At 47.9% G+C, this 22,165-nt stretch carries 15 protein-coding genes; 9 read left to right on the forward strand and 6 right to left on the reverse strand.

Going from position 1 to position 22,165, the window contains the following annotated elements:
• Positions 1-20 precede the first annotated feature (20 nt).
• On the forward strand, positions 21-2,159 hold the full coding sequence (locus tag FIU82_RS02730) for an exonuclease domain-containing protein (protein WP_152440271.1): 2,139 nt from the start codon (positions 21-23) through the stop codon (positions 2,157-2,159).
• A 2-nt stretch (positions 2,160-2,161) separates the two neighbouring features.
• Complete coding sequence (locus tag FIU82_RS02735) at positions 2,162-2,779, forward strand: LysE family translocator (protein WP_152440272.1); 618 nt, start codon at positions 2,162-2,164, stop codon at positions 2,777-2,779.
• Here the strand turns inward: FIU82_RS02735 and FIU82_RS02740 are convergent.
• Entirely contained in the window at positions 2,736-3,638 is a 903-nt protein-coding gene (locus FIU82_RS02740) for an ABC transporter substrate-binding protein (protein WP_152440273.1), read from the reverse strand. The two genes, FIU82_RS02735 and FIU82_RS02740, sit on opposite strands and share 44 nt — an antisense overlap.
• Positions 3,639-3,817: 179 nt before the next feature.
• Here FIU82_RS02740 and FIU82_RS02745 point away from each other — a divergent pair, with 179 nt between their 5' ends.
• Positions 3,818-6,904, forward strand: coding sequence for an ATP-binding protein (locus tag FIU82_RS02745; protein ID WP_152440274.1), 3,087 nt, complete (start codon positions 3,818-3,820; stop codon positions 6,902-6,904).
• A gap of 22 nt (positions 6,905-6,926) precedes the next feature.
• Here the strand turns inward: FIU82_RS02745 and FIU82_RS02750 are convergent, their stop codons facing one another.
• From FIU82_RS02750 to gorA, 3 genes are all read right to left on the reverse strand, one after another.
• Positions 6,927-7,979 carry an aldo/keto reductase gene (locus FIU82_RS02750; RefSeq protein ID WP_152440275.1) on the reverse strand — a complete coding sequence of 351 codons (1,053 nt, stop codon included), beginning with the start codon at positions 7,977-7,979 and terminating at the stop codon, positions 6,927-6,929.
• Positions 7,980-7,983: 4 nt separating this feature from the next.
• Positions 7,984-8,421 (reverse strand): thioesterase family protein, encoded by a 438-nt coding sequence (locus FIU82_RS02755; protein ID WP_152440276.1) that lies wholly within the window; start codon positions 8,419-8,421, stop codon positions 7,984-7,986.
• A 246-nt stretch (positions 8,422-8,667) separates the two neighbouring features.
• A complete protein-coding gene (gene gorA / locus FIU82_RS02760) occupies positions 8,668-10,026 on the reverse strand; it encodes a glutathione-disulfide reductase (RefSeq protein ID WP_152440277.1) in 1,359 nt (452 codons plus the stop codon).
• 138 nt (positions 10,027-10,164) lie between these two features.
• Here gorA and prlC point away from each other — a divergent pair, with 138 nt between their 5' ends.
• The 5 genes from prlC (at position 10,165) to FIU82_RS02785 (ending at position 16,752) form a co-directional block, all read left to right on the forward strand.
• A complete protein-coding gene (prlC, locus tag FIU82_RS02765; protein ID WP_152440278.1) occupies positions 10,165-12,204 on the forward strand; it encodes an oligopeptidase A in 2,040 nt (679 codons plus the stop codon).
• 127 nt (positions 12,205-12,331) lie between these two features.
• Positions 12,332-13,378, forward strand: a complete 1,047-nt coding sequence (locus FIU82_RS02770) for a PleD family two-component system response regulator (protein ID WP_045979654.1) — start codon at positions 12,332-12,334, stop codon at positions 13,376-13,378.
• 72 nt (positions 13,379-13,450) lie between these two features.
• Positions 13,451-14,209, forward strand: a complete 759-nt coding sequence (locus FIU82_RS02775) for a class I SAM-dependent methyltransferase (protein ID WP_152440279.1) — start codon at positions 13,451-13,453, stop codon at positions 14,207-14,209.
• A 100-nt stretch (positions 14,210-14,309) separates the two neighbouring features.
• Positions 14,310-16,253, forward strand: coding sequence for a methyl-accepting chemotaxis protein (locus tag FIU82_RS02780; RefSeq protein ID WP_152440280.1), 1,944 nt, complete (start codon positions 14,310-14,312; stop codon positions 16,251-16,253).
• 25 nt (positions 16,254-16,278) lie between these two features.
• Positions 16,279-16,752, forward strand: coding sequence for a peroxiredoxin (locus FIU82_RS02785; protein ID WP_152440281.1), 474 nt, complete (start codon positions 16,279-16,281; stop codon positions 16,750-16,752).
• Between the two features lie 62 nt (positions 16,753-16,814).
• Here FIU82_RS02785 and FIU82_RS02790 read toward each other — a convergent pair whose 3' ends face one another.
• Positions 16,815-18,956: a S8 family peptidase gene (locus FIU82_RS02790; protein WP_152440282.1), complete on the reverse strand. Its 2,142-nt coding sequence runs from the start codon at positions 18,954-18,956 to the stop codon at positions 16,815-16,817.
• Positions 18,957-19,162: 206 nt separating this feature from the next.
• Here FIU82_RS02790 and FIU82_RS02795 point away from each other — a divergent pair, with 206 nt between their 5' ends.
• Positions 19,163-20,347, forward strand: a complete 1,185-nt coding sequence (locus FIU82_RS02795; RefSeq protein ID WP_152440283.1) for an NAD(P)/FAD-dependent oxidoreductase — start codon at positions 19,163-19,165, stop codon at positions 20,345-20,347.
• A 48-nt stretch (positions 20,348-20,395) separates the two neighbouring features.
• Here FIU82_RS02795 and FIU82_RS02800 read toward each other — a convergent pair whose 3' ends face one another.
• Complete coding sequence (locus FIU82_RS02800) at positions 20,396-21,949, reverse strand: BCCT family transporter (RefSeq protein WP_152440284.1); 1,554 nt, start codon at positions 21,947-21,949, stop codon at positions 20,396-20,398.
• Positions 21,950-22,165: the final 216 nt, after the last annotated feature.

A 22,165-nucleotide genomic window follows, 5' to 3' on the forward strand; every position in this document is an offset into this window, starting at 1 on the left:
AAGTCGGAATTACCGAGTTTATGTACAACAAGTCTTTACCCCCAACCTATTATCATGATCACTTCTTGGAGTTGCTGCATTTTTTCCAGCATCAAGGCTGGCATTTATGCGGTGCCCATGAACAGCGCTTTATTGATAACTTTTTAGCCTTACCAAAAAATGCCCAGTGTGTTTTGGTGCGTGGCTTTAATCGCAAGTCTGATTTTCTTGAACAAAGCAGCTTGCATTATGACGAGATAGAGCAAGCGCCACTGGCGCTCGCCTTACTCAAGCGTCGAGGTTGGTTGCGTCATGTACACGAGGGGGAGTTTGAACAATGGTTGGTGGCATTAACCAAAGCTGAGCTAGTCGCACTTTGTCGTGAACTGGGACTACCCGGGGTGGCGTTGTCTAAGCGTAAAGAGCAATGGTTGGGCTATTGCCAAACCCACGTGAGCTTTGCCAAAGCTTGCCACAGCCATGTATTTCTCAGTTATGTAGTCCATGCCTATAACCCGGTTTTAGCTTATTTATGTTTTATCTTTTTTGGTCGCCTACAAGCTGGGCTGGGTCATTTTTCGTTGCGTGATTTAGGGATTATGCGCACCCAACAAGGCAAGGTCATCCCGCGCTTTGACACCTTAGAAGGGGCTAAAAGTGCGTTCACTTATGCGCAATTACGGGCCCAGGTTAGCGAGTTGAGCGAGCAGCAGCTGGTGCATTATGGCGAGCAAGTAACGCAGCTACCAAGCGCTATAGGTGCGCTGGCAGAGCGCTATTCGCATGAGTATCTCTATCGTTTAGGTAAAGCCTTACTCGCGGAACCGCCACATCAAGATTTAGCATTATCAGTGCTAGCACACAGTGAGGATAATCGCGCCATTGAATTGCTGCTGCGTCAGCGCTTTAAAAAAGGGCACAGGCAATGGGTTGAGCAGCGTTTATGCGCATTGATTGACGATCCGCCTAGCGATGAGGTATTTGTATTCGCCGAGGATTTTTACGCTTTAAAATATCAAGGTAAACGCACCAGCGTACTGAGCGACCTGCTGGCTGAGAAAGAACCGTTGGCTATAGATGAGGCGTATCGCCATCGAGTCGAGCAGGGGGTGATAGATTTATATACCCAACGCGGCGAACAAGCGCTGCATAGCGAAAATCAGTTGTGGCAACACTTATTTGCGCTCTGTTTTTGGCACTTACTGTTTGATGGCGAGCAGACTGGCAGGGGGAGTGAGTTTGATGTTTTTCCTGCAAGCTTACGTGACGGCCAGTTTTATCACTATTATCAGCAGCAAATACGTGAACTGTTCGCAGAACATAACAGTAAAGGGGCGCTAATCAATCACATCAGCGCGGCGGCCAGTCGCTACTACCAACAGCCCAACGCATTTATTCGGTGGCACGAAGAAGTATTAGCGCCATTGGTGGCTCTCATCAATCATGCCCCCCTAAGCGCGGTTTATACGCAACTTGAAACCATGGCGAAAGACTTCCGCAGCGCCAAGGACGGTTATCCAGATTTGATGGTGATCACATCTGGCAAAGTGCGTTTTGAGGAAATAAAAGCGCCGGGTGATAGCTTGCGCCGTAACCAGCTGGTGGCGTTAAAACAATTGCAGCGTGCCGGGTTTGATGTCAGTGTGCAAACCGTACGCTGGCAGGTGAACAGTGAACAGCCTTATGTGATTGTTGATATAGAAACCACCGGTGGGCGCCATCACAGCCATCGGATCACCGAAGTCGCCGCTATCAAGGTGGTGGCTGGTAAGGAAGTTGCGCGTTGGCATTCGTTAGTTAACCCACAGCGTCACATACCGCGAGCAATTACCGAGCTTACCGGCATAGATAATGTGATGGTGGCCGATGCCCCTGTATTCGCAGAGTTGGCAGAATCGCTGTGGCAATTTATGCAAGGCTGTATTTTTGTCGCCCATAACGTTAACTTTGATTATGGCTTTTTAAAAGCAGAATTTGCCCGTACCGAACGCCACTTAAGTATGGCGAAGCTATGTACGGTGCGCTTGGGTCGCAGTTACTTGCCCGGACATGCATCATACTCTTTAGCACGTTTAAGTGCCGATTTAGATATCGTATTGTCGCGGCATCACCGCGCCATGAGTGACGCAGAAGCAACGGTGGCTATTTTTAATTTAATACAACAACAAAGGCAAGAATAACAATGGAATTATCAATGTGGTTAGCGCTGGTAGGAATATGCTTAATGGGGGCGATGTCTCCCGGGCCTAGCTTGGCTGTGGTGCTGAAGCATTGTCTAGCCAGTGGCCGCACGGCGGGTATTATCACCGCATTGAGCCATGGTTTTGGTGTGGGTGTGTATGCCTTAACAGCGGTGTTAGGGTTGGGCGCACTTATTCATCAGTGGCCGATGTTGTACACCGCGCTCATTTATGGAGGGGCGGCTTATCTCGTATACCTCGCTATTAACAGTTGGCGTAGTAGCGCAGGAAAGCTGACCATTGAGACAACCCGAGGGAGCTATAAAAAAGCCGCCACAGATGGCTTTGCTATCGCTTTTTTGAATCCTAAATTAGCCATTTTCTTTATCGCGTTATTTTCTCAATTCATCCCCGCAGAGCAAGTCAGTACCGTGCAAGGCGCTGTTATGGTGGCAACGCCTACCGTCATTGATGCGAGTTGGTATGTGATAGTGGCACTATTGTGTAGCCACGGTCGATTTTTACCTGTATTGGAGCGCAATCAAGTGTTGATCAACCGCTTACTCAGTGTTGCCTTTATGGGTCTTGCGTTGATGGTGGTTGCTCGTCAGTGGCTTTGAGCACGTGAGTTTTATAAACCGCATCAAAATCAGTGAAATAAGGGGCTAACCAAAAACGCTGTGACAGCACGTAATTGGTATTTTCCAAAACGACTTGTTTGAGCGCTTTGTTGATGGCCGAAATAGCTTGCTCAGCGAAGCCGTCTGCAGCGCTCGCGGAGCAGCCTACTGCGCCTCTGACTAAGTCTTGTGTGAGGTTGGTTTCTAAGGCGCGGATATTGCCGTATTTCTTAGCGAAATAGCGAGCCATATACGGGTAATCAAGGGTGTAGTCGATGATGCCATGTTGTAGCATTTCGGCAATTGCACCGCTTTCGCCATCGGCGCGATAACTCAATACCGCAGGGCGGGAGTGGGAGGTCTTCTGCAGTAACGCTTGCAGTTCGCCATTAAAACGTCGCGCAGCCACTTGGCCGTAAGTAAAAGAGTCATCGGCAAACAAACTCGCCAAGTTAATAGGCTGACCATGGACTTGTGTGAGTTGATCGCGCTTGTCTACCGTAGTGATAAGTGCAAAGGGAGGATACACCGCTGTGGGGATACTGAGCTTTGCAGTATGTGTATCTTTATTTCGGTGGATCATACACGGGAAGCACACCTTTTCGCCTTCATTCATATAGCGGTGAATACGCTTTTGCGGCAATAGCAGCTTTTCATGTTCAATACCTGGCATATTGGTGATGAGCTGGTTGAGCAACTCATCACATAGTCCTGCAAAGGGATACTCTGTAGTACGAGGTAAATGGAAGGGCGGAGTCTTGCTTTGCAGCCAAATGATTTTCTCTACCGTTTGTGCCTTGGTACTCCAAGCTGTACATAAAACCAAAGTGGCAACAAGTAGTTGTCGTGGCTTAAGCATAGTCTCTCCCTGTGCGGTAATGGTATTTATAAGGTGTTCTAGCTGAGTATAGAAATTTGTACGCATCTCGCCAATTATCTACATAATCTGGTAGAAAAATCAGTGGAACTTGTTAAGTACTAAAACTCACCTAAACTTTAAAGATAGTTAAAGTTTTAACCTACAAAGAGGTTACAGCGATGAGGCTTGAACGCTCCGGGCTTATCACTATGACGCTGGTCCTCTCCTTGCTGTTTACAGGGGCGGGGTTTTACACGCATTATCTTGTTACAACTGAAGAAGCTCAAAACTTAAAGCGAGTCCTTGATGAAGAGCTTTCCGATAAAGTAAACATGGTCAATGAGTCCATAGCGTTGGGCCGGGACGAAGTGGAGTACTTTGCCCAGTTACCAAGTACATTGGGGATTGTTAGAGCCTTGAACAATCAACAGGTAGACCCTAAAACGAAGATAAGTTTACTTGATTGGAAAGCTATACTCGCCAGCAATTTTAAAGCTTACATGCAAGAGCATAAGCACATCTTACAAATGCGTTTTGTTTTGACTGATCCAAACCATTCTGAGTTATTAAAAGTACAGTTAGAGGGAAAAAATATAGTTCGAGTCTCAGACTCTCAATTACAATCTAAAGCTGGTAGGGACTATATACACCGTACCATGGAGTTACAAAAAGGAGACACTTTTGTCTCTGAAATAGGTCTGAACCGGGAATTTGGAAAACTACAACAGCCTTATCAACCGACGTATCGAATCAGTCAGCTTGTTTTCGGTCCCGATGGCGTCGCACAGGGAATGATAATAATCAACTATGATGCAAAGCCTTTAATTGATTCGTTACAAAGCGATCTACCAAATTACCTTACTCTAATAGGCGTTGGCGCTCAAGAACAATTCTTTATTCACCCCAAAGATAATTGGGTATTCGCTAATGAGTTTGATCCGCTCTATGTAGCGGCTAAGCGGCAGTTTGCAGATACCAATAAACGGTTTTATGAGATGCCTATCTATTTGGATAAGGCTAGCTCTGAGAAAGTTTACTCGCAATCAGGAGAGGTGTTTCTAGGTAGTGAAATAGAGCCAATAGTCATCTCATTGCATTTATTTACACCGGTGAGCTACTTCGAAACAGTGATTCACGATAAATGGTTTGCGCGGTTGGGTATTCTGCTCTTCTTATACGCTTGTTCCTTAATTTTTATGTTGGCTTACTATCAGTACTTAAATAGACAGGTTCGTTTGTCTCGGTCAAACCATGAGTACTTTACTATTTTCCAGCGTACAAAAATGCCTATTTTGCTGGTAAATCATGAAGGCTTCGTCACGAACTGTAACTCCCCCGCATTGGAGCTTGTAAAGTGCTCACAACGCACTGCCAAATGTCAAAGTGTAATGACACTATTAAGGCTTGATAAAGAAACTAATGAAGCCTTAGAACAGGGCATCCGTCAAGGCCAAGCAATGGAGCTGAGTGTCAGGATGGTGGAGTTTGATAACCGTGAACGCTCAATTAACATTAGTTTAGTTCCTATTAGCGGACGACGTAATAGTAAGCACGCTTCTGTAGCCTTAATTTTGTATGATATTACCAAAGAACAAACTCTACGGCAGCAGCTTGAACAAGCTAACACATCGTTAGAGGCTAAAGTGGCAGAGCGCACCGAAGAGCTAGACGTTGCTCGCAAGGAGGCTGAGCTAGCTAACGAAGCGAAAAGCCTATTTGTAGCCAATATGAGCCACGAGCTGCGCACCCCCATGAATGGCGTATTTGGCATGCTCAATCTGATCAAAAAAGAGCCGTTAAGCGAGCAACAAAACCATTATCTGCAATTAGCGCAGGCCAGTGCTACGAATCTAACGGGTTTGATTAATAGCGTGCTTGATATCTCTAAAATTGAAGCAGGGAAGATGGAGCTTGAAGTACAAAGTGTCAATTTAGAGGTTGTGCTTAGTGAGTTACTACAATCCAACTCTATTCGCCCGAAAGAGAAGGGACTAATGCTGCTACTAGATAGTAGTGGTCTTACTCAGCCCAACTTCTTGGGCGATGTCACCCGTATTCGACAGATTTTTACTAATCTAATTGGTAATGCGATTAAGTTTACGCACAATGGTTATGTGTTAGTCTGCGTCAAAAGCAAGAAAGATGGAGCTGACTGCAGAATTGACTTCGTAGTTGAAGATTCGGGGGTGGGCATTGAACCTGATAAGATTGACGGCCTGTTCAACGCGTTCACTCAAGCCGATAATAGTATCACCAGAAAATATGGTGGTACAGGGCTGGGGCTTGCCATCACCAAACAACTGGTAATGTTGATGGGAGGAGAGATTCACGTAGAGAGTGAGCTTGGGAAAGGGTCGCGCTTTGTAGGTCATATTATGCTACGTAGTGCAAAAAGTCGTGCGGTTACTGCTAAGCCTTTGGCTGGGTCCTGCGCAGTTATCATCGATGAAGTAGCCATACGTAAACAGGTGCTCACGAATCATTTGCGCCAGTGGGGCGCTGAAGTAATCGACGCCGACTGGCATGATGTTGACCAACTCGCAGCTTCTGGTGATTTTCATCAGTTGTTATTGTTTGTCGACGCTACGAAACAAGGTCGAGAGGTGCAAGCGCATTTACATACCTTATTACATGCCCAGCACAGTGAAAAACTTAAAGTCATCGTCAATTGTAGTCAGTATCAAATGAATACGGCATTTGCTGAACAATATGACAATGTTGAGTGCCTCTCACCACCCATTTCTGCTGTGGTGTTGGCCCATATTTTGTTTTCAGCCGAAGGAGCGGAGCAGCCACTGTGTGATAGCCCACCGGTCACCGCACTCGACTTTCATTCGGTTTCAGGTGCAAAAGTGCTAGTGGTAGACGATAACGCTATTAACCAAGTGGTTGTGACCGGTGTCTTTAAAGATTTACCCATTACCCTAGTCAGTTGTGGGGATGGCAAACAAGCGTTGGATATTCTCAATGCTGATCCGCACTTTGACGTCATTTTAATGGATTGCCAAATGCCGGTGATGGATGGCTACAGTGCCAGTTTAGCGATTCGTCGAGGGGATGCGGGTGAGCAGTACACCGGCATTGCGATTGTCGCGATGACTGCCAACGCCATGGCAGGGGATCGTGAACGCTGCTTGCAAGCCGGTATGAGTGATTACATCACCAAACCTGTTGATGCTGACCAGCTGTTAGAGAAAGTGTATTACTGGCTCAGCGTAGCCAATGTGAAAAAGCGCACGCAAATAGATGTGAAATCAGAAAAGTAGCCTATTACAGGCTACTTCCACATTAAAAGGGAGCGGGATAGGCTTTTAACACTGAGTCGATTTGCGCCAGTGCTTCGTCCTCAAGCTGGATATCAAATGCAGCAATGTTTTCCTCAAGTTGCGCCACAGTGGTTGCACCAATGATTGTGGAGGTAACCCCTTGCACTTGGTTACACCACGCCAGGGCCAGTTGTGCCGCCGTCATATTGTGCTCTTTCGCGATAGCCTGATATTTAGCAACGGCTTCTTGCGCAAGGTGAGTATCGCGGAACAAGCCGTTACGCTGGGCAATGGTCCAACGTGAGCCTTGTGGCCGGGCTCCTCCTAAGTATTTACCACTGAGCATGCCGCCCGCTAAAGGTGACCAAGGCAAATAAGCGATGTCCTCATGGTGACACTGCTCAAGCAGATAAGGCCAATCTTTGGCATGCACTAAACTGAACTCATTTTGCATCGATACCATGGCCGGAAGCGAATACTGTTTCGCTAAATCAAGGTACTGATTTAAGCCCCAAGGCGTTTCATTTGAAAGCCCGCAGTGGCGAATTTTACCGGCACGAACACACGCATCTAAACCCTCTAAAATAGCGTGCATTTGCGCCCGCTGCGAACTTTTATCTATTTGCTGCAAATCCACCATGCCTGGCCACTGTTTACCAAAATGTGGCGAGGTGCGGTTAGGCCAATGAATTTGATACAGATCGATATGGTCGCTCTGTAAACGTTGCAACGAACCATCAACGGCACTGATGACTGACTCTTTGGTGATGTCACCACCGTCACGGACCCAAGCTAGGCCATTCCCGGCCACTTTGGTCGCAATAACCACATCCTTACGCTTGTCGCTATGGCGGCTTAGCCAATCACCAATAATGGCCTCGGTTTTACCATAGGTTTCCGGCGTCGGGGGAACTGCATACATCTCTGCAGTATCAATAAAGTTAACGCCTTGAGCCAGTGCGTAGTTGAGTTGCTCATCGGCATCTTGCTGAGTGTTTTGCCTACCCCACGTCATACTCCCTAGGCACACTCGCGATACGTTTAAACCACTGTGACCAAGTTTTGTATAGTGCATTGAGTTATCCTTTTTCATTCGCATGCAGGAATGTACGTAAGGTATCACTCAATGGTGCTTTTTGCGATGTCTTGAAATCGAACATCACCACTCGAGCTTGACCCTCGGTAACAATGGCTTTCTGGGCACAAGAAAACACCGTGTAGTGAGTCATAAAGCCCGCTTCGGCAATCTCGCTAACGCTGACTCCAATGAGTAAGGTGTCGGGGAAGGTAACCGGGCGCTTGTATTTACAATAGTTGTCAGCCAGTACGGGGCCTATCTTCTCTGCCTCGAGGCGATCAAACAGCCCCGCTTGCGCAAAGAAATCAATACGCGCTATCTCAAAGTACTTAAAATACATACTGTTATTGACGTGCTGTAGCGCATCCATATCACCCCAGGCCACTTTAATTTCACAGGCGTGCGGAAAGCGTTCTAAAAACTGTTGTTTATCTGGCATGAGTAAATCCTTAGAGTTTTTACTCAGACTAGCACGACAGCTTGTGCAAACAAATAACAAGCGACAAGTGTTTTATTGGTAGTAGATAGAACAAAAATTGGAGTAGCTTGATAAGTACTTTTGCTACTAAAGGGTGAGAGGTTGGTCGCTATATATCGCAGGAGCGATTGAACTTAGTTAAGGGTAATAAACAAGGCAGCAGGCTGCTTTGAGCAGCCTGCCAGAGGTTATCAGTGACTCAGCGTGTTAGCGCATAGTAACAAACTCTTCTGAGCCGGTGGGGTGAATAGCAACCACAGCATCAAAATCGGCTTTGGTCGCGCCCATTTTCATTGCTACCGCAAAACCTTGGATCATCTCATCAACGGTGAAGCCAATACCATGCAAGCCGACCACTTTTTCGTCACTGCCAGCGCATACTAATTTCATTGCGCATGGTTGGCGGTGTTGGGTGACGGCGGTATACATTGCTGCAAATGTAGAGCTGTACACTTTGATATTTTCTTCGCCATATTGGTTGATGGCCTCTTGCTCGGTGAGACCAATAGTACCGATAGGTGGGTGGCTAAATACCACGGTCGGAACCAGGTCATAATCCATTTTCGCATTGGGCATTTCTGGGTTGAAAAGGCGCTCAGAGAGTAAGCGGCCTGCTTTAACTGCAACCGGTGTGAGTTCAATGCCATTTTCGATAATGTCGCCAACGGCATAAACGTTTTTGGCAGTGGTATTTTGGTACTCATCGACCTTCACATAACCACTTTCGTTCACCTCTACACCCGCAGCAGCAACGTTAATAGCATCGGTGGTAGGCGTGCGGCCAATGGCCCAAATCACTTCATCGACATTTTGACTGTGGCCATTTTCAAAGTGAATGGTGAGGCTGCCATCGCTTTCTTTCACCACCTCTTTAGGTGAGCATTCGGTATGTAGGGTTGGCCCTTCTTTTTCCATGACCTCCACCAACGTCTCTACCAGCATGTTGTCGAAATTGCGCAGCGGCGCATGACGGCGCACAAATAGGTGCGTTTCTGTGCCTAGGGCATGCAGTACACCGGCAATTTCTACGGCAATGTAACCAGCACCCACAACCGCAACGCGTTTGGGCTGCTCGGTGAGTTCAAAGAAGCCGTTCGAATCAATGCCATACTCAGCACCAGGAATATTTGGAATAATAGGGCGTCCGCCCACGGCAATGAGGATATGATCGGCACTGTAGTGCTCGCCATTCACCTCTACGGTATTGCTATCAACAAACTTAGCAAAACCATTAATCACGGTTACCCCGTTGCTGGCTAAGTACTTGTTGTAGCCTTGGTGAATACGGCCAATATAGGCCTCACGGCTTTCTACCAGCTTACTCCAACTGAAACTCTTTAGTTCAACATCAAAACCATAATCTGGGGCGTATAGCTTAATTGCTTCTGCAACTTGGGCACCATGCCACATCGCTTTTTTAGGCACGCATCCTACATTCACACAAGTGCCACCTAAGTGAGTCGCCTCAATTAACGCGACGTTAGCACCACGCATGGCCGCTCTATTTGCCGAGCCAATGCCGCCACTACCACCGCCAATACAAATATAATCAAAATGTTGAGCCATAATTTCTTTATTCCTATGAACTGATGTTGTCATCACTATATTGCCATACCTTAGCAGAAATAAGGCGGTGGATCTGCACTTGCATTTTCCATCATCGCCCCAAGAATGTAGGTATTAAATGAATAATGAGAGATTACTATGACCAACCCGTTGATTGGCCTCGAGGGCTTACCGCCATTTTCAAAGATCAAACCCGAGCATGTGGTGCCAGCCGTGGAGCACGGTATTGAGCAGTGCAAGAAAACCATTGAACAAGTGCTTGCTGGCAAAGACTTTACTTGGCAAGGGTTAGTGATGCCGCTGGAGGAAGCGGATGACAAGCTAAGCCGACTGTTCTCGCCCGTGTCTCATATGCACTCGGTGGTAAACTCTCAAGCTCTGCGTGAGGTGTATGACCAAGTATTACCTAAATTAAGTGAATACAGCACCTATGTGGGTCAGCACCAAGGGTTGTTTGATGCATACACTGCTTTAGCGCAAAGCGATGAATACGCGCAGCTGTCAAGGGCACAACAAAAAGTCATTGATAATGCCTTACGAGATTTTAAGCTCTCTGGCATCGCGTTGAATGCCAGTGATAAAAAGCGCTATGGCGAAATATCCAGCCGCTTAAGTGAGCTTGCCGCTAAGTTTGGTAATAATGTGATGGATGCCACACTGGCATGGCAAAAACATATTACCGATGAGCAAGAGCTCGCGGGCTTACCTGAATCAGCAAAGGCTTTGGCGGCGCAAACAGCGCAGAGCAAAGAGTTAGAAGGGTGGTTGTTTACATTAGATATTCCTTCTTACTTGCCAATTATGACCCACGCCGATAACCGTGAACTTCGCCAAGAGGCCTACACCGCGTTCGTTACTCGTGCGTCCGATCAGGGCCCTAATGCCGGTGAATACGACAACAGCGCTATCATGGATGAGGAATTGGCACTGCGTCATGAATTGGCGCAGTTATTGGGTTTTGAAAACTATGCGCAAATGTCGTTAGCCACTAAAATGGCAGACTCCACTGAGCAAGTGTTTGGCTTCTTAAATGACTTGGCGGAAAAGTCGAGACCACAAGCGCAAAAAGAGCTAGAGGAGCTGTGTGCCTATGCCAAAGAAAAACACGATATTGATCAGCTCGAAGCGTGGGACTATGCCTACTACAGTGAAAAGCTAAAGCAAGAAAAGTACGCCATCAGCGACGAACAATTACGCCCATACTTCCCTGAAGATAAAGTCCTTAGTGGTCTATTTAAAACAGTTGAGCAACTGTTTGGTGTGCGTGTTGAAGAGCAGCAAGATATCGATACATATCATGACGATGTGCGTTTCTTCGCCATTTATGATGGCAATAACACGCTGCGCGGGCGTTTTTACCTTGATTTGTATGCCCGTGAGCACAAGCGTGGTGGCGCTTGGATGGACGACTGCATGGGCCGAAAAGTACGCTTGGGTGGGCAATTGCAAACCCCAGTCGCCTATTTAGTGTGTAACTTTAATCGCCCAATAGGGGATAAGCCGGCACTGTTTACCCATGATGAAGTGGTCACCTTGTTCCATGAGTTTGGCCATGGTCTGCACCATATGTTGACTCAAGTGGATGCCGCTGCCGTTGCCGGTATAAACGGCGTGGCTTGGGATGCGGTGGAATTACCAAGCCAGTTCTTAGAAAACTGGTGCTATGAGAAAGAGGCACTTGCCTTTATCTCTGGCCACTATGAAAGTGGCGAGCCCTTACCGCAAGAGCTGCTATCAAAACTACTCGCGGCAAAGAACTACCAATCCGCTATGCAGATGGTTCGCCAGCTCGAGTTTTCGTTATTTGATTTTCATATTCACGCCGATTACAACCCCACTGCGGGCAGTGAAATTCAAATCATACTCGATAAGGTGCGCCAGCAGGTGGCCGTTATTCAGCCGCCGAGTTTCAACCGTTTCCAGCATGGTTTTGCGCATATTTTTGCCGGCGGTTACAGCGCGGGTTACTATTCTTATAAGTGGGCAGAAGTGCTCTCGGCCGATGCCTTTTCTAAATTTGAAGAAGAGGGCATTTTTAATAGCGATACCGGCCGTGCCTTTTTAACCAATATCTTGGAAAAAGGCGGCTCTGAAGAGCCAGCGGTGCTGTTTGAGCGTTTTCGTGGCCGTGCGCCAACCGTTGACGCATTGCTTAGGCACAGTGGCATCGCGGCTTAAGCCATACAACTGACAGCGCCTGCGGGCGCTGTTTGCTTTTCCTCCCCTATAAAACTCTCACTTTCTCTCGCAAAATCAGTCACTCATACTATGCTAATAGTAACTTTTCTAAGTATGCGAGTGGCCAATGGCGAAAATAGTGCTGACCATCGACGATGACAAAGTGATTCACCATCTAGTGGAAGAAGCGTTATCTGGGGTTGCTCAGGTGATCCACGCAAAAAACGGCGAACAAGGCATACGTCAAGCGCAAAAGCACCAGCCTGATATCATTTTGCTTGATGTTGAAATGCCCAAAATGGATGGTTATGCGGTATGTAAAGAACTTAAAAATAATGAGCTTACGCAAGGCATTCCCATACTATTTTTATCCGGTCGTGCAGATTTAGAAGAACGCATTCGCGGTTATAATGCCGGTGCTGATGACTACATCATTAAACCTTTTGCCAGTGACGAGCTGGCAGCGCGTATTGATGTCTTGTACCAATACAAACAGCGCTCTAAGGAGTTAGAACACGAAGTTAATCGCGCTCAAAGTACCGCTGAAATGGCCATGACCGACTCGGGAGATATGGGACGTGTTATGCGCTTTGTCAGTCAGTCGTTTGCTACCCATGACTTAGCGAGCTTATCGCGCAACTTTTTGGCCTTTTTTGAGCCAATGCGGCTCGACGTCGTGGTGGCGTTTTGGCACGAGGATGAGCATCAGTTCTTTGCTAACCATGGCGCAGAGTGTCCGCTAGAGCAGGAGCTACTGTTGCAACAGCGCCACGGCGAGCGCTTCGTTGATTTTGACGACAACACCATTATCAATTACCCCAAAGTGTCATTATTAATAAAAAATATGCCCATTGATGACAGTGCATTGTATGGGCGCTATAAAGATTTATTCCCACACTTATTAGAGGCCACGAACGCGAAGTTACAGGATATGGAAAACAGTGACCAAGCGCTGCGCTGCGCAGCATTATTTGGTGAAGCGTTTATGGCGTTTGAAAGCCAGTTAATGAACAAGCTTGAGGCCCATGGTGAAAAAGAGTTATTGCGCCTGGTTGCCACTCAAGGAGCGCAGTTACAAAGTATTCGCAATGAGCTAATTCATTATATTGAGCAGTTCGCCCAACCCCCTTCAGAACAACAGTGCAGCAGTCAAACGGATGTTGAGCTGTTTTAGGCGGGAATTTAGTCCCTGCGAATAACGAACTTTTGTTATTATGGGTGCCTTGGTGATTTCTTGGAGCGAGCTGTGCAAATCTATTGCCGAATTCCGCAGGCACAAGGCTATGTTGATACCCTAGCAACACGTTTTCAACTAGCAGAGTATAACGACAACGACACTTTTTATCTTCAGTACGATGAACACGGCTTATCTTTGGTGAAACGGGATGAGCCAAAACTCGCGCCTATTCGTGTTGATTTCGTCAGCGGCGGCGCTGCGCACCGTCGTAAATTCGGTGGCGGCAAAGGCCAAGCGATTGCCAAAGCAGTGGGGCTAAACAAAGGCGCAATTCCCCATGTTCTTGATGCCACCGCAGGGCTAGGAAGAGACGCTTTTGTGCTGGCATCGCTTGGATGCACGGTGACTCTATTTGAACGTCACCCTGTGGTTGCTGCATTACTTGCCGATGGCCTAGAGCGGGCTTACATGGATAGCGAAATTGGCCCTTGGATGAGTGAGCGTATGCGCTTAGAGCATGGCGCGTCGCAGCAGTTATTATCCATTGTCAGTAGTGAGCAGCCTGTTGATGTCGTGTACCTTGATCCTATGTTCCCGCACCGAGAAAAGTCGGCTTTGGTAAAAAAGGAGATGCGCGTATTTCAAACCTTAGTGGGGGATGATCAAGACGCGGATGCGTTATTAGCACCGGCTCTTTCATTAGCGACAAAACGGGTTGTGGTAAAGCGCCCTGACTACGCCCCGTTTTTAGAAGGTAAAACGCCTAGCACACAAATAAAAACCAAGAAAAACCGCTTTGATGTGTATGTGAATGCGGCCATGAAATAAACCAAGTCGGTGGCGCCTTCAATGCCCCTATATGTGTTTTTTAATACAACTGTCATAAATAAGTAATACGCTATCCCCACTAGCATTGGTGGGGTTTTTTATGCGTGTTTCTACTTTTACTCGTTTGGTAGCACTGTTGCTCTCAACAGCCAGTTTGGTGCTTGTTGCTGTACTTTGGTGGGCATCTAAAACCTTAGTCTCTTTGGAGCAACAAAACACCCACTATGGCGCTCTTAAAAATGACATTATCATCGGCTTATCGGGTGATATCGAAGACTACTTAAGCACTGGAGATGCGCAAAATCTGGTAGACGCCAAACAGCGTATCGAAACTATTCAAAATCAATACTTACCCTCACTGTCGGCGCAATTGCAGCACCAGCTCAATACCCGTTTGCAAGTACTGCTCGATGGCATTGACGGCGATTACCGCGCTCTGGGTAAGCTCTCTGGAAATGAAACCGCGTTATTAGATAACGCACTTCGGCAAATGGCGGGCTCGGCAACCTCGTTAATTAATTATGCCCAACAAGCACCGCAAGATAAGCGCGGCAGTGCCTCAAGGTACATTGAGTTGGCGGGAGATTATTACCAAGGCGTACTTGACTTAAGCCTTGCAACTCAAGCGTTGTACCAAGGTTATAGCGCCGACAAGCAGGTAGCGGTTGAACAAGCAGTAAAACAGCTGAATGCTTTAGCGGCAGAGATTGAAAATACCGAAAACCTCGGGGTGATGAGTGAAGTAGATGAAGACGAGCTGTTCTTTGGTGCTGAGCCTGAAGACCTCGCCGGCGATATCAAAGCGGAGATCCGCAGCTGGCCAAAACGTTATCCGCGCGATTTGCAAAGTACCATTGAACAAGGTCAAATTCACCAGCAGGGCATAATGCAACTGCGTACAGAAGTAAGCAGTGTCGTTGATGTAGTTATTGATGCTGAACAGCAGCTGCGCGCGGCTCAGAATGTTCTCAAGCAACGCCTTTTAGTGGTATTTGGCATTGCCATTGGTTTGTTATTTATTTTGGCTGCAGCGGTATATTGGTTGCAGCGCTCGCAAGTGCTGAACCCACTGCGCCAATTGCGCGACGGCTTCGCCACACTCATAGAAAGCAACGAACTTAATCCCATAGTAAGTAAAAATAGCGAAACGGAAGTAGGCGAAATTGCAGATTACTTTAACCAGCTTATTGAGCGCCAACGCAATGAAGTGCGTGAGCGCCAAGAGATGCTGCGGGTCATTAATGAATTTATGAGTGACATGAGTGATAACCTGCAGCATATTCGCAGTGGCGCTGAGCAAACCTCAGCACATGCGTCGCACAGTCAAACCTTACTCGGTGAAGTGCAACGTATTGGTGATGATGTCAATGAGGTGAACAGCCAAGTGGCTGATAACGCCCAGCATACGCTGACCACCATGGCGCAAAGCTTAGGGTTCGCCGATGCTATGCTAGCGGCTTCGTCGACCACCGAGCAACGTATTGAGCAAGGCATGCAAAGTCTTAATCAGTTACTCGCTGGTGTTGAAGATGTCTCCAAGGTGTTGGATGTGATCAATACCATTGCCGAGCAAACCAATTTGCTGGCGCTTAATGCTGCTATCGAGTCGGCTCGTGCTGGTGAACATGGCCGAGGGTTTGCTGTCGTGGCCGATGAGGTGCGTAAACTGGCGCAGCAAACACAAGCTTCTTTGGGCGATATTCACGCCCAACTCAATAGTTTAAGTGCTAATTCGCAGCGCGTGTCACAACACATTGGCGAGTTGGCAACGCAAGCGCAAGCACAAACAGACAACGCCGAAGAACTTAAGCGTAACGCCGAAGATATCTCTCAAAGCGCAGAGCATGCTAACCAAGTGGCGGCACAAGCAACCGACTATGCGCATCGCCAGCGTGATATGCTGATTGAATTCGAGCGCTCCATGCAAGATATGCAAACGCAAATTAGCGCATCGGATACCCGGGTTAAAGATATTCACCTGAGCCTGCAGCAACAAATGCAAAGTATTCGTGCTAGCCTAGGGCTTGATAATCAATCGGTTTAACCCCGTTTAAAAGAGGAAATAAATAATGATAGCCCAAGGCCAAGCGCTCCCTTCTGCCACTTTTTCCCTCCTTGATAAGCAAGGAATGACCCACCCCAGCACAGAGCAGCTTTTTGCTGGCAAAAAGGTTGTGCTTTTTGCTCTGCCTGGCGCGTTTACCCCCACTTGCTCGGCAAAGCACCTTCCTGGCTTTATTGCTCATCAAGCGCAGTTTAGCAGCAAAGGTGTAGACAGCATCATCTGTTTATCGGTGAATGATGCCTTTGTCATGAAAGCCTGGGGTGAGCAGCAAGGTGCGCAGGGGATCACCATGCTAGCTGATGGTGATGCCAGTTTCACCAAAGCCATTGGCTTGGACAAAGACACCGCTGGTTTTGGTGGCATACGCTCGAAACGTTATGCCATGGTGGTTGATGATGGGGTCGTGACGCAGTTATTTGTTGAGCAAGATAAACAATTTGGCGTTTCAAGTGCAGAGCAGGTTCTGGCGAATCTGTAAAACACGCGAGAATGCATAAAAAAGGGCCGCAATTGCGGCCCTTGGTGTTTTCGTAGGGTTGTTTACGGGTTGTACTGTGCGTTTAGCGTAACTCCAGAGAAGGTCTGGTACGCATTAATGCTAATGTGCCAAGTACCTGCTTGTGGGTTGCTGAAACTACAGCTTTCATTGTTTCCTGATTTATAAGGACGGCAATCGTAGCTGCTGCTTGTTGGTTGTGAGCCAAAGCGCACGAAAAGGTCACCGTCACCTGTGCCACCCGACATATCAATGTCAAGTGTGCTCATACCTGCAGGTACTTCTAGGGTGTAATGTTTCCATTGGCCAGAGCTTGCAGAGATGTCTGTAACGCTGCCGCCGCCACCTTCGCCAGTGCTGCCACCTGAGGTAGTTAGCTCACCTAGTAGGCTGGCATTGTTGTAGCTGCTATAACCACGTAGCATCACGTAGTAAGTGCCTGCTGCAGGGTTATCAATGCTACATACTTCGTTGTTACCACTTTCGTATGGACGACAGTCATAGCTTGAAGTTGTTGGGGCGCTACCTGCTTTCACATACATGTCGAGGTCACCGCTGCCACCGCTGGTGGTGAAGGTCACGTTCGACGCGCCTGAAGGAACGGTCATTGTGAAGGTGGTTTCAGAACCTTGCGCACCACTTAGGCCTGTTTCTGCTTGGCCAGGAGTAAGCTCATTATCGCCACTTGGTGGTGGTGTCGTGGTGCCACCTGCTTCGGCAACCGCTGCTGCTGCATCGATGATACCGGTACCGCAGTTATTACACGTTGCACCAAAAGACTTGGTGGTTGCTTTAAGAATATTTTCAATTTCGTCTGGCGTAGCAGCAGGTTTTGCTTCTTTGATCAAGGCAGCAACACCGGCAACATGCGGCGCAGCCATTGAAGTACCTTGAGAGTAGGCGTAGTTGTCGCTACCCGGTGAAGTTGAACCGCTGTTTAGGGTTGAAAGAATCCCTTCAGGGTCGTTTGCAAAGCTTTGTGCACCACCAGGAGCAGCAACATCGATGTTGCTGCCGTAGTTTGAATAGTATGCACGACCACCGTCACGGCCTACCGCAGCGACGTTGATAACGCCGTTACAGTTACCTGGGTTGTAGTTGGCAGAGTTATCGTTATCGTTACCAGCTGCCACTACAATGGCCGTGCCGTTAGCGCGTGCTTGGTTAATCGCATTTTGCGTAGTTGAGCTACACGAGCCTGAACCACCTAAGCTCATGTTGATAACATCAGCGGGGTTCGCGTTTGCAGGCACACCCGATACACTGCCACCAGACGCCCATACGATTGCATCAGCAATATCAGACGTTAAACCACCACATTTACCAAGAACACGAACCGGAACGATATTGGCGTCATAAGCAACACCCGTTACACCTTCACCATTATTGGCAACGGCTGCAACCGTTCCTGCCACGTGTGTACCGTGCCAACTAGAACCTTGCGCGCCATGAGTGTAGCCACATTCGTTTGCGGTGATTGCATCACCTGGATCGCGTGCATCATTGTCACGACCGCCGCCATCGTTAGCAACAAAGGTGTCGGAGATCATGTCATAACCAGCAAGAAGGTTAGCAGCTAAATCGGCATGCGGGCGATAACCTGTATCAAGCACGGCCACAGTGACACCCGCGCCTGTTGCGCTATCCCATGCACTAGGCAAGTTAATGCCAGCTGTTTGCTCGAAGTAATGCCACTGATCGCTGTAGCGCGGATCGCTCGGCGTAGCAAATGGTTGTAGCATTTGGTCAATTTCGATGTATTCGATTTCACCGCTCGACGCCATGCTTTGCATAAACTGCTGAGCTTCTTGGGCGCTTAACTTTTTGTCTGCACGAATAACGTGGTGGTCTTGCATGGCCATTTCACGCACGTATTGAGCGCGAGCTAGGCCTTTATTCTTAAAGTTGTTTACAAACTTTTGCGCACGAAGATTGGCATTTGCCGCTGTAGCAGGGCTGTTAACACCGAATTCAGGTACATTTTTGTATTTTATGATGAATTGAGTACCTAGGGACGATTGGCCTTGCAGTTTGGCTTGTGTTTGCGCCATGGTTGCTTGGGCTGGTACAGAAACTTCTTGAAGATCATTTGCTAAGGCTGAAGTGGTGCTTAGCGCCATTGGAATTGCCAAGGCTAAAACGGTTTTCTTGACGCTCAATGAGCGAGGGGTTTTTGTGGTTGTCATAAGGTATCCCTTTTGTTGAATTTTTACATTTGATCTGGATCAAATGAGGGGACAATCGTAAAGATACTGTGAATATTGTTAAAATAATATTTTGAAATAAAACTGGTACAAAAAGTTATATCAAGCCGTATAAGTGGGTAAAGTTGCTGTCGCTGAGTTGTATTCAGCTGTTATAATGCCGCTTTATGTTGATGTGGGTTTAAGTGATGCAACAAGTCGATGTACTGGTTATAGGCGCTGGCGCTACGGGGCTTATGTGCGCTGCACAAGCAGGGTATCGTGGGCGCAATGTGGTGGTCGTCGACATGGGCAAAAAGCCCGGACGTAAGATTCTTATCAGCGGCGGCGGGCGTTGCAACTTTACCAACGAGCATGCCAGTCCTCATAACTATTTATGCAATAATCCCCACTTCGTTAAATCCTGTCTCAGTCGCTACACTCAGCATGATTTTATCGACCTAGTCGAGCGCCATGGCCTGGCATATCACCATAAAACCTTAGGGCAGTTATTTTGCGATAACAGTGCGCAAGATATTGTCGATATCCTTATGACCGAATGTCAGTGGGCGGGCGTTCATGTGCAGCTGCGCAGTGAAGTCATCAGTGTCGAAAAAGCGCAGCAGGGCTATGTGGTCACCACCAGTACGCAAACTTATGCGTGTGAATCTCTGGTCGTAGCATCTGGCGGCCTAACCATGCCGAAACTAGGCGCGACACCAATAGGCTATAAAATTGCTGAACAATTCGGCTTAAAGGTGTTACCGACTATGGCAGCCTTAGTGCCTTTTACGTTGCACCAGCACGATAAAGACCGCTTTGATGGTCTCTCTGGGATTAGTGTGGAGTGTGAAGTGAGCAGTGAGTGCAACACGCAGTTTCGAGAAAATATACTCTTTACCCATCGCGGTTTGTCGGGCCCCGCTATTTTACAAATAAGCTCGTTTTGGCGTGCCGGCCAAGCGGTGACTATTAACCTTTTACCCGATCTGAGTGTTGAGCAATGGTTAGATCAGCAGCGTCAAGATAACCCGCAGAAGTCGCTAAAAAATGCCTTGGCCACCATCTTACCGAAGCGATTTGTGGAGATGTTACACGAGACGAATGCCATTGCTGATTGTAATGTAAACCAGTTAAGCCACAGCCAGATAAACGAGTTAGGCAACTACCTTCACCGCTGGCAGATTAAGCCCAATGGCACCGAAGGTTATCGCACCGCCGAAGTGACCCTAGGCGGAGTGGACACCGATGAGCTTAGCTCGAAAACCTTCGAAGCAAAGCAAAGCCCAGGGCTTTACTTTATCGGCGAAGTTACCGACGTCACCGGCTGGCTCGGCGGCTATAATTTCCAATATGCGTGGAGCTGCGGCTGGGCCTGCGGCCAGGCGTGTTGATAACTCTCACTCACGCCTCGCTGCTACACCCCAACCTTAAACGGGCCCTCACGTATGGGTGGGCGGATTTTTTGCCCGAGCAAACACAATACGCGGCGCATCCCACAGCGAGGGCAGTAAGATAATAGAGACCGGCACGGCGGTGACCACTATAAACGCTTGCAGTTTGTCGATACCGCCAGAGCCTATGATGATTAAAATACTACCCATCAAGCCCATAGCTATCCCCCAAAATACTCGAATAGGCACGGCGGGGTGCTCTGAACGAGAGGTCGATACCGATAATACATAGGTCATCGAATCCCCGGTGGTGGCGACAAAGGTCAGGGTTAGAATTAAAAACAGTAAAGACACTAACCCGCCTAGCGGCAAGGCCTGAGTGATGGCAATTAATGCTGCGGGAAGGTTAAAACCAGCAAACGCTTTGGAAATAGTATCGGCTTGTTCTAGTTCGAGGCTTAACCCGGTGCCACCGACGATGGTAAACCAGAACATGGTAATAAGCGGAGCCACGATACACAGCATAATAATAATGGCGCGAATAGAGCGGCCACGACTAATGCGCGCGATAAAAATGGCCATCATCGGGCCGTATCCTAAAAACCAACCCCAAAAGAACACTGTCCACCAACCAAGCCAGCCGGCATCATTAAATAGTCCTGCCTCGCCCCGGTATAAAGCCATATCAAAAAAGTGGCTTAAATGGGTGATAAGGCCGCTAAAAAAGCTCGTGAAAATGAATGAGGTGGCTCCCGCAACTAATATAAATGCCAGTAACACCAGCGCAAGTAACATGTTCAAACGACTGAGTATCTGAATGCCTTTGGTAACCCCAGAGACGGCCGACATCACGAAAATAAAAGTCAGCACGCCTATCACGCTTACTTGGGTGAGCGTGGTATCGGGAATGGCAAATAACGCATTCAAGCCATAGCTTACCTGTAAGCCTAAAAAGCCGATTGGCCCCACGGTACCGGCTACTACAGCCACAATACACACGGCATCGGCGATAACGGCAATGGGCCCACTCAGGGCTTTTTCTTTAAATACCGGGTAGAGCAAAGTACGTGGTGCTAAAGGCAAGCCTTTATCATAGTGATAATGCATCAGCATAATGGTGGTTAAACTGCCGAGTATGGCCCAAGCCAGAAAGCCCCAATGCAAGTATGATTGGGCCAAAGCGTAGGGCACCGCCTCTTGGGTTGCCGCCGCGACGTGGTCAAACTGGGGCGGCATGGATAAAAAGTGAGCCATGGGCTCTCCAGCAGCCCAAAATACGCCACCGCCCGCGAGCAGAGTGCACATAATCATGGCTCCCCATTGGAATAACGAAAATTCCGGAGCGACTAAGTTGCCAATACGCTGTTTGGCTGCGGGCAACATCGCAGTGGCGATGGCAATGATAAAGGTGGCTAATAACAACAATTGCCAGTACAAGCCAAAATACCTAGCCGACCAAGCAAAGCTGGCATCAACCCACTGCGATAGGGTCTTGAGGTCGAACAGGGCAAAAAGGCAAAAGCAGATGATGAATCCGGCGCTGAGTAAAAATAGAGGTGCGTCGACACCGAGGCGGTTGAATTTAGTGTTGGTTAAATTGATTGTGCTTCCCCAATTACGCGTTTAGCAAAGGTTCATTGCCCTTTGTCACGCTTAGGTGGGTAACAAAAACCAATGGTGTATAGCCCTTATTATAACGTGGCACAGAAACATCATGCCAATGTTTGCTGCAATTGCTGTTGCGCTGTCTCGCTTTATGGTTATCGCAGCATAATGCTATTTAGCTCAAATAATGCTCGGCTTAGATTGCAGCTGCTA

It is taken from the genome of Pseudoalteromonas sp. THAF3 (assembly GCF_009363775.1).
In the GTDB taxonomy this organism is placed as follows: Bacteria; Pseudomonadota; Gammaproteobacteria; order Enterobacterales; family Alteromonadaceae; genus Pseudoalteromonas; species Pseudoalteromonas ruthenica.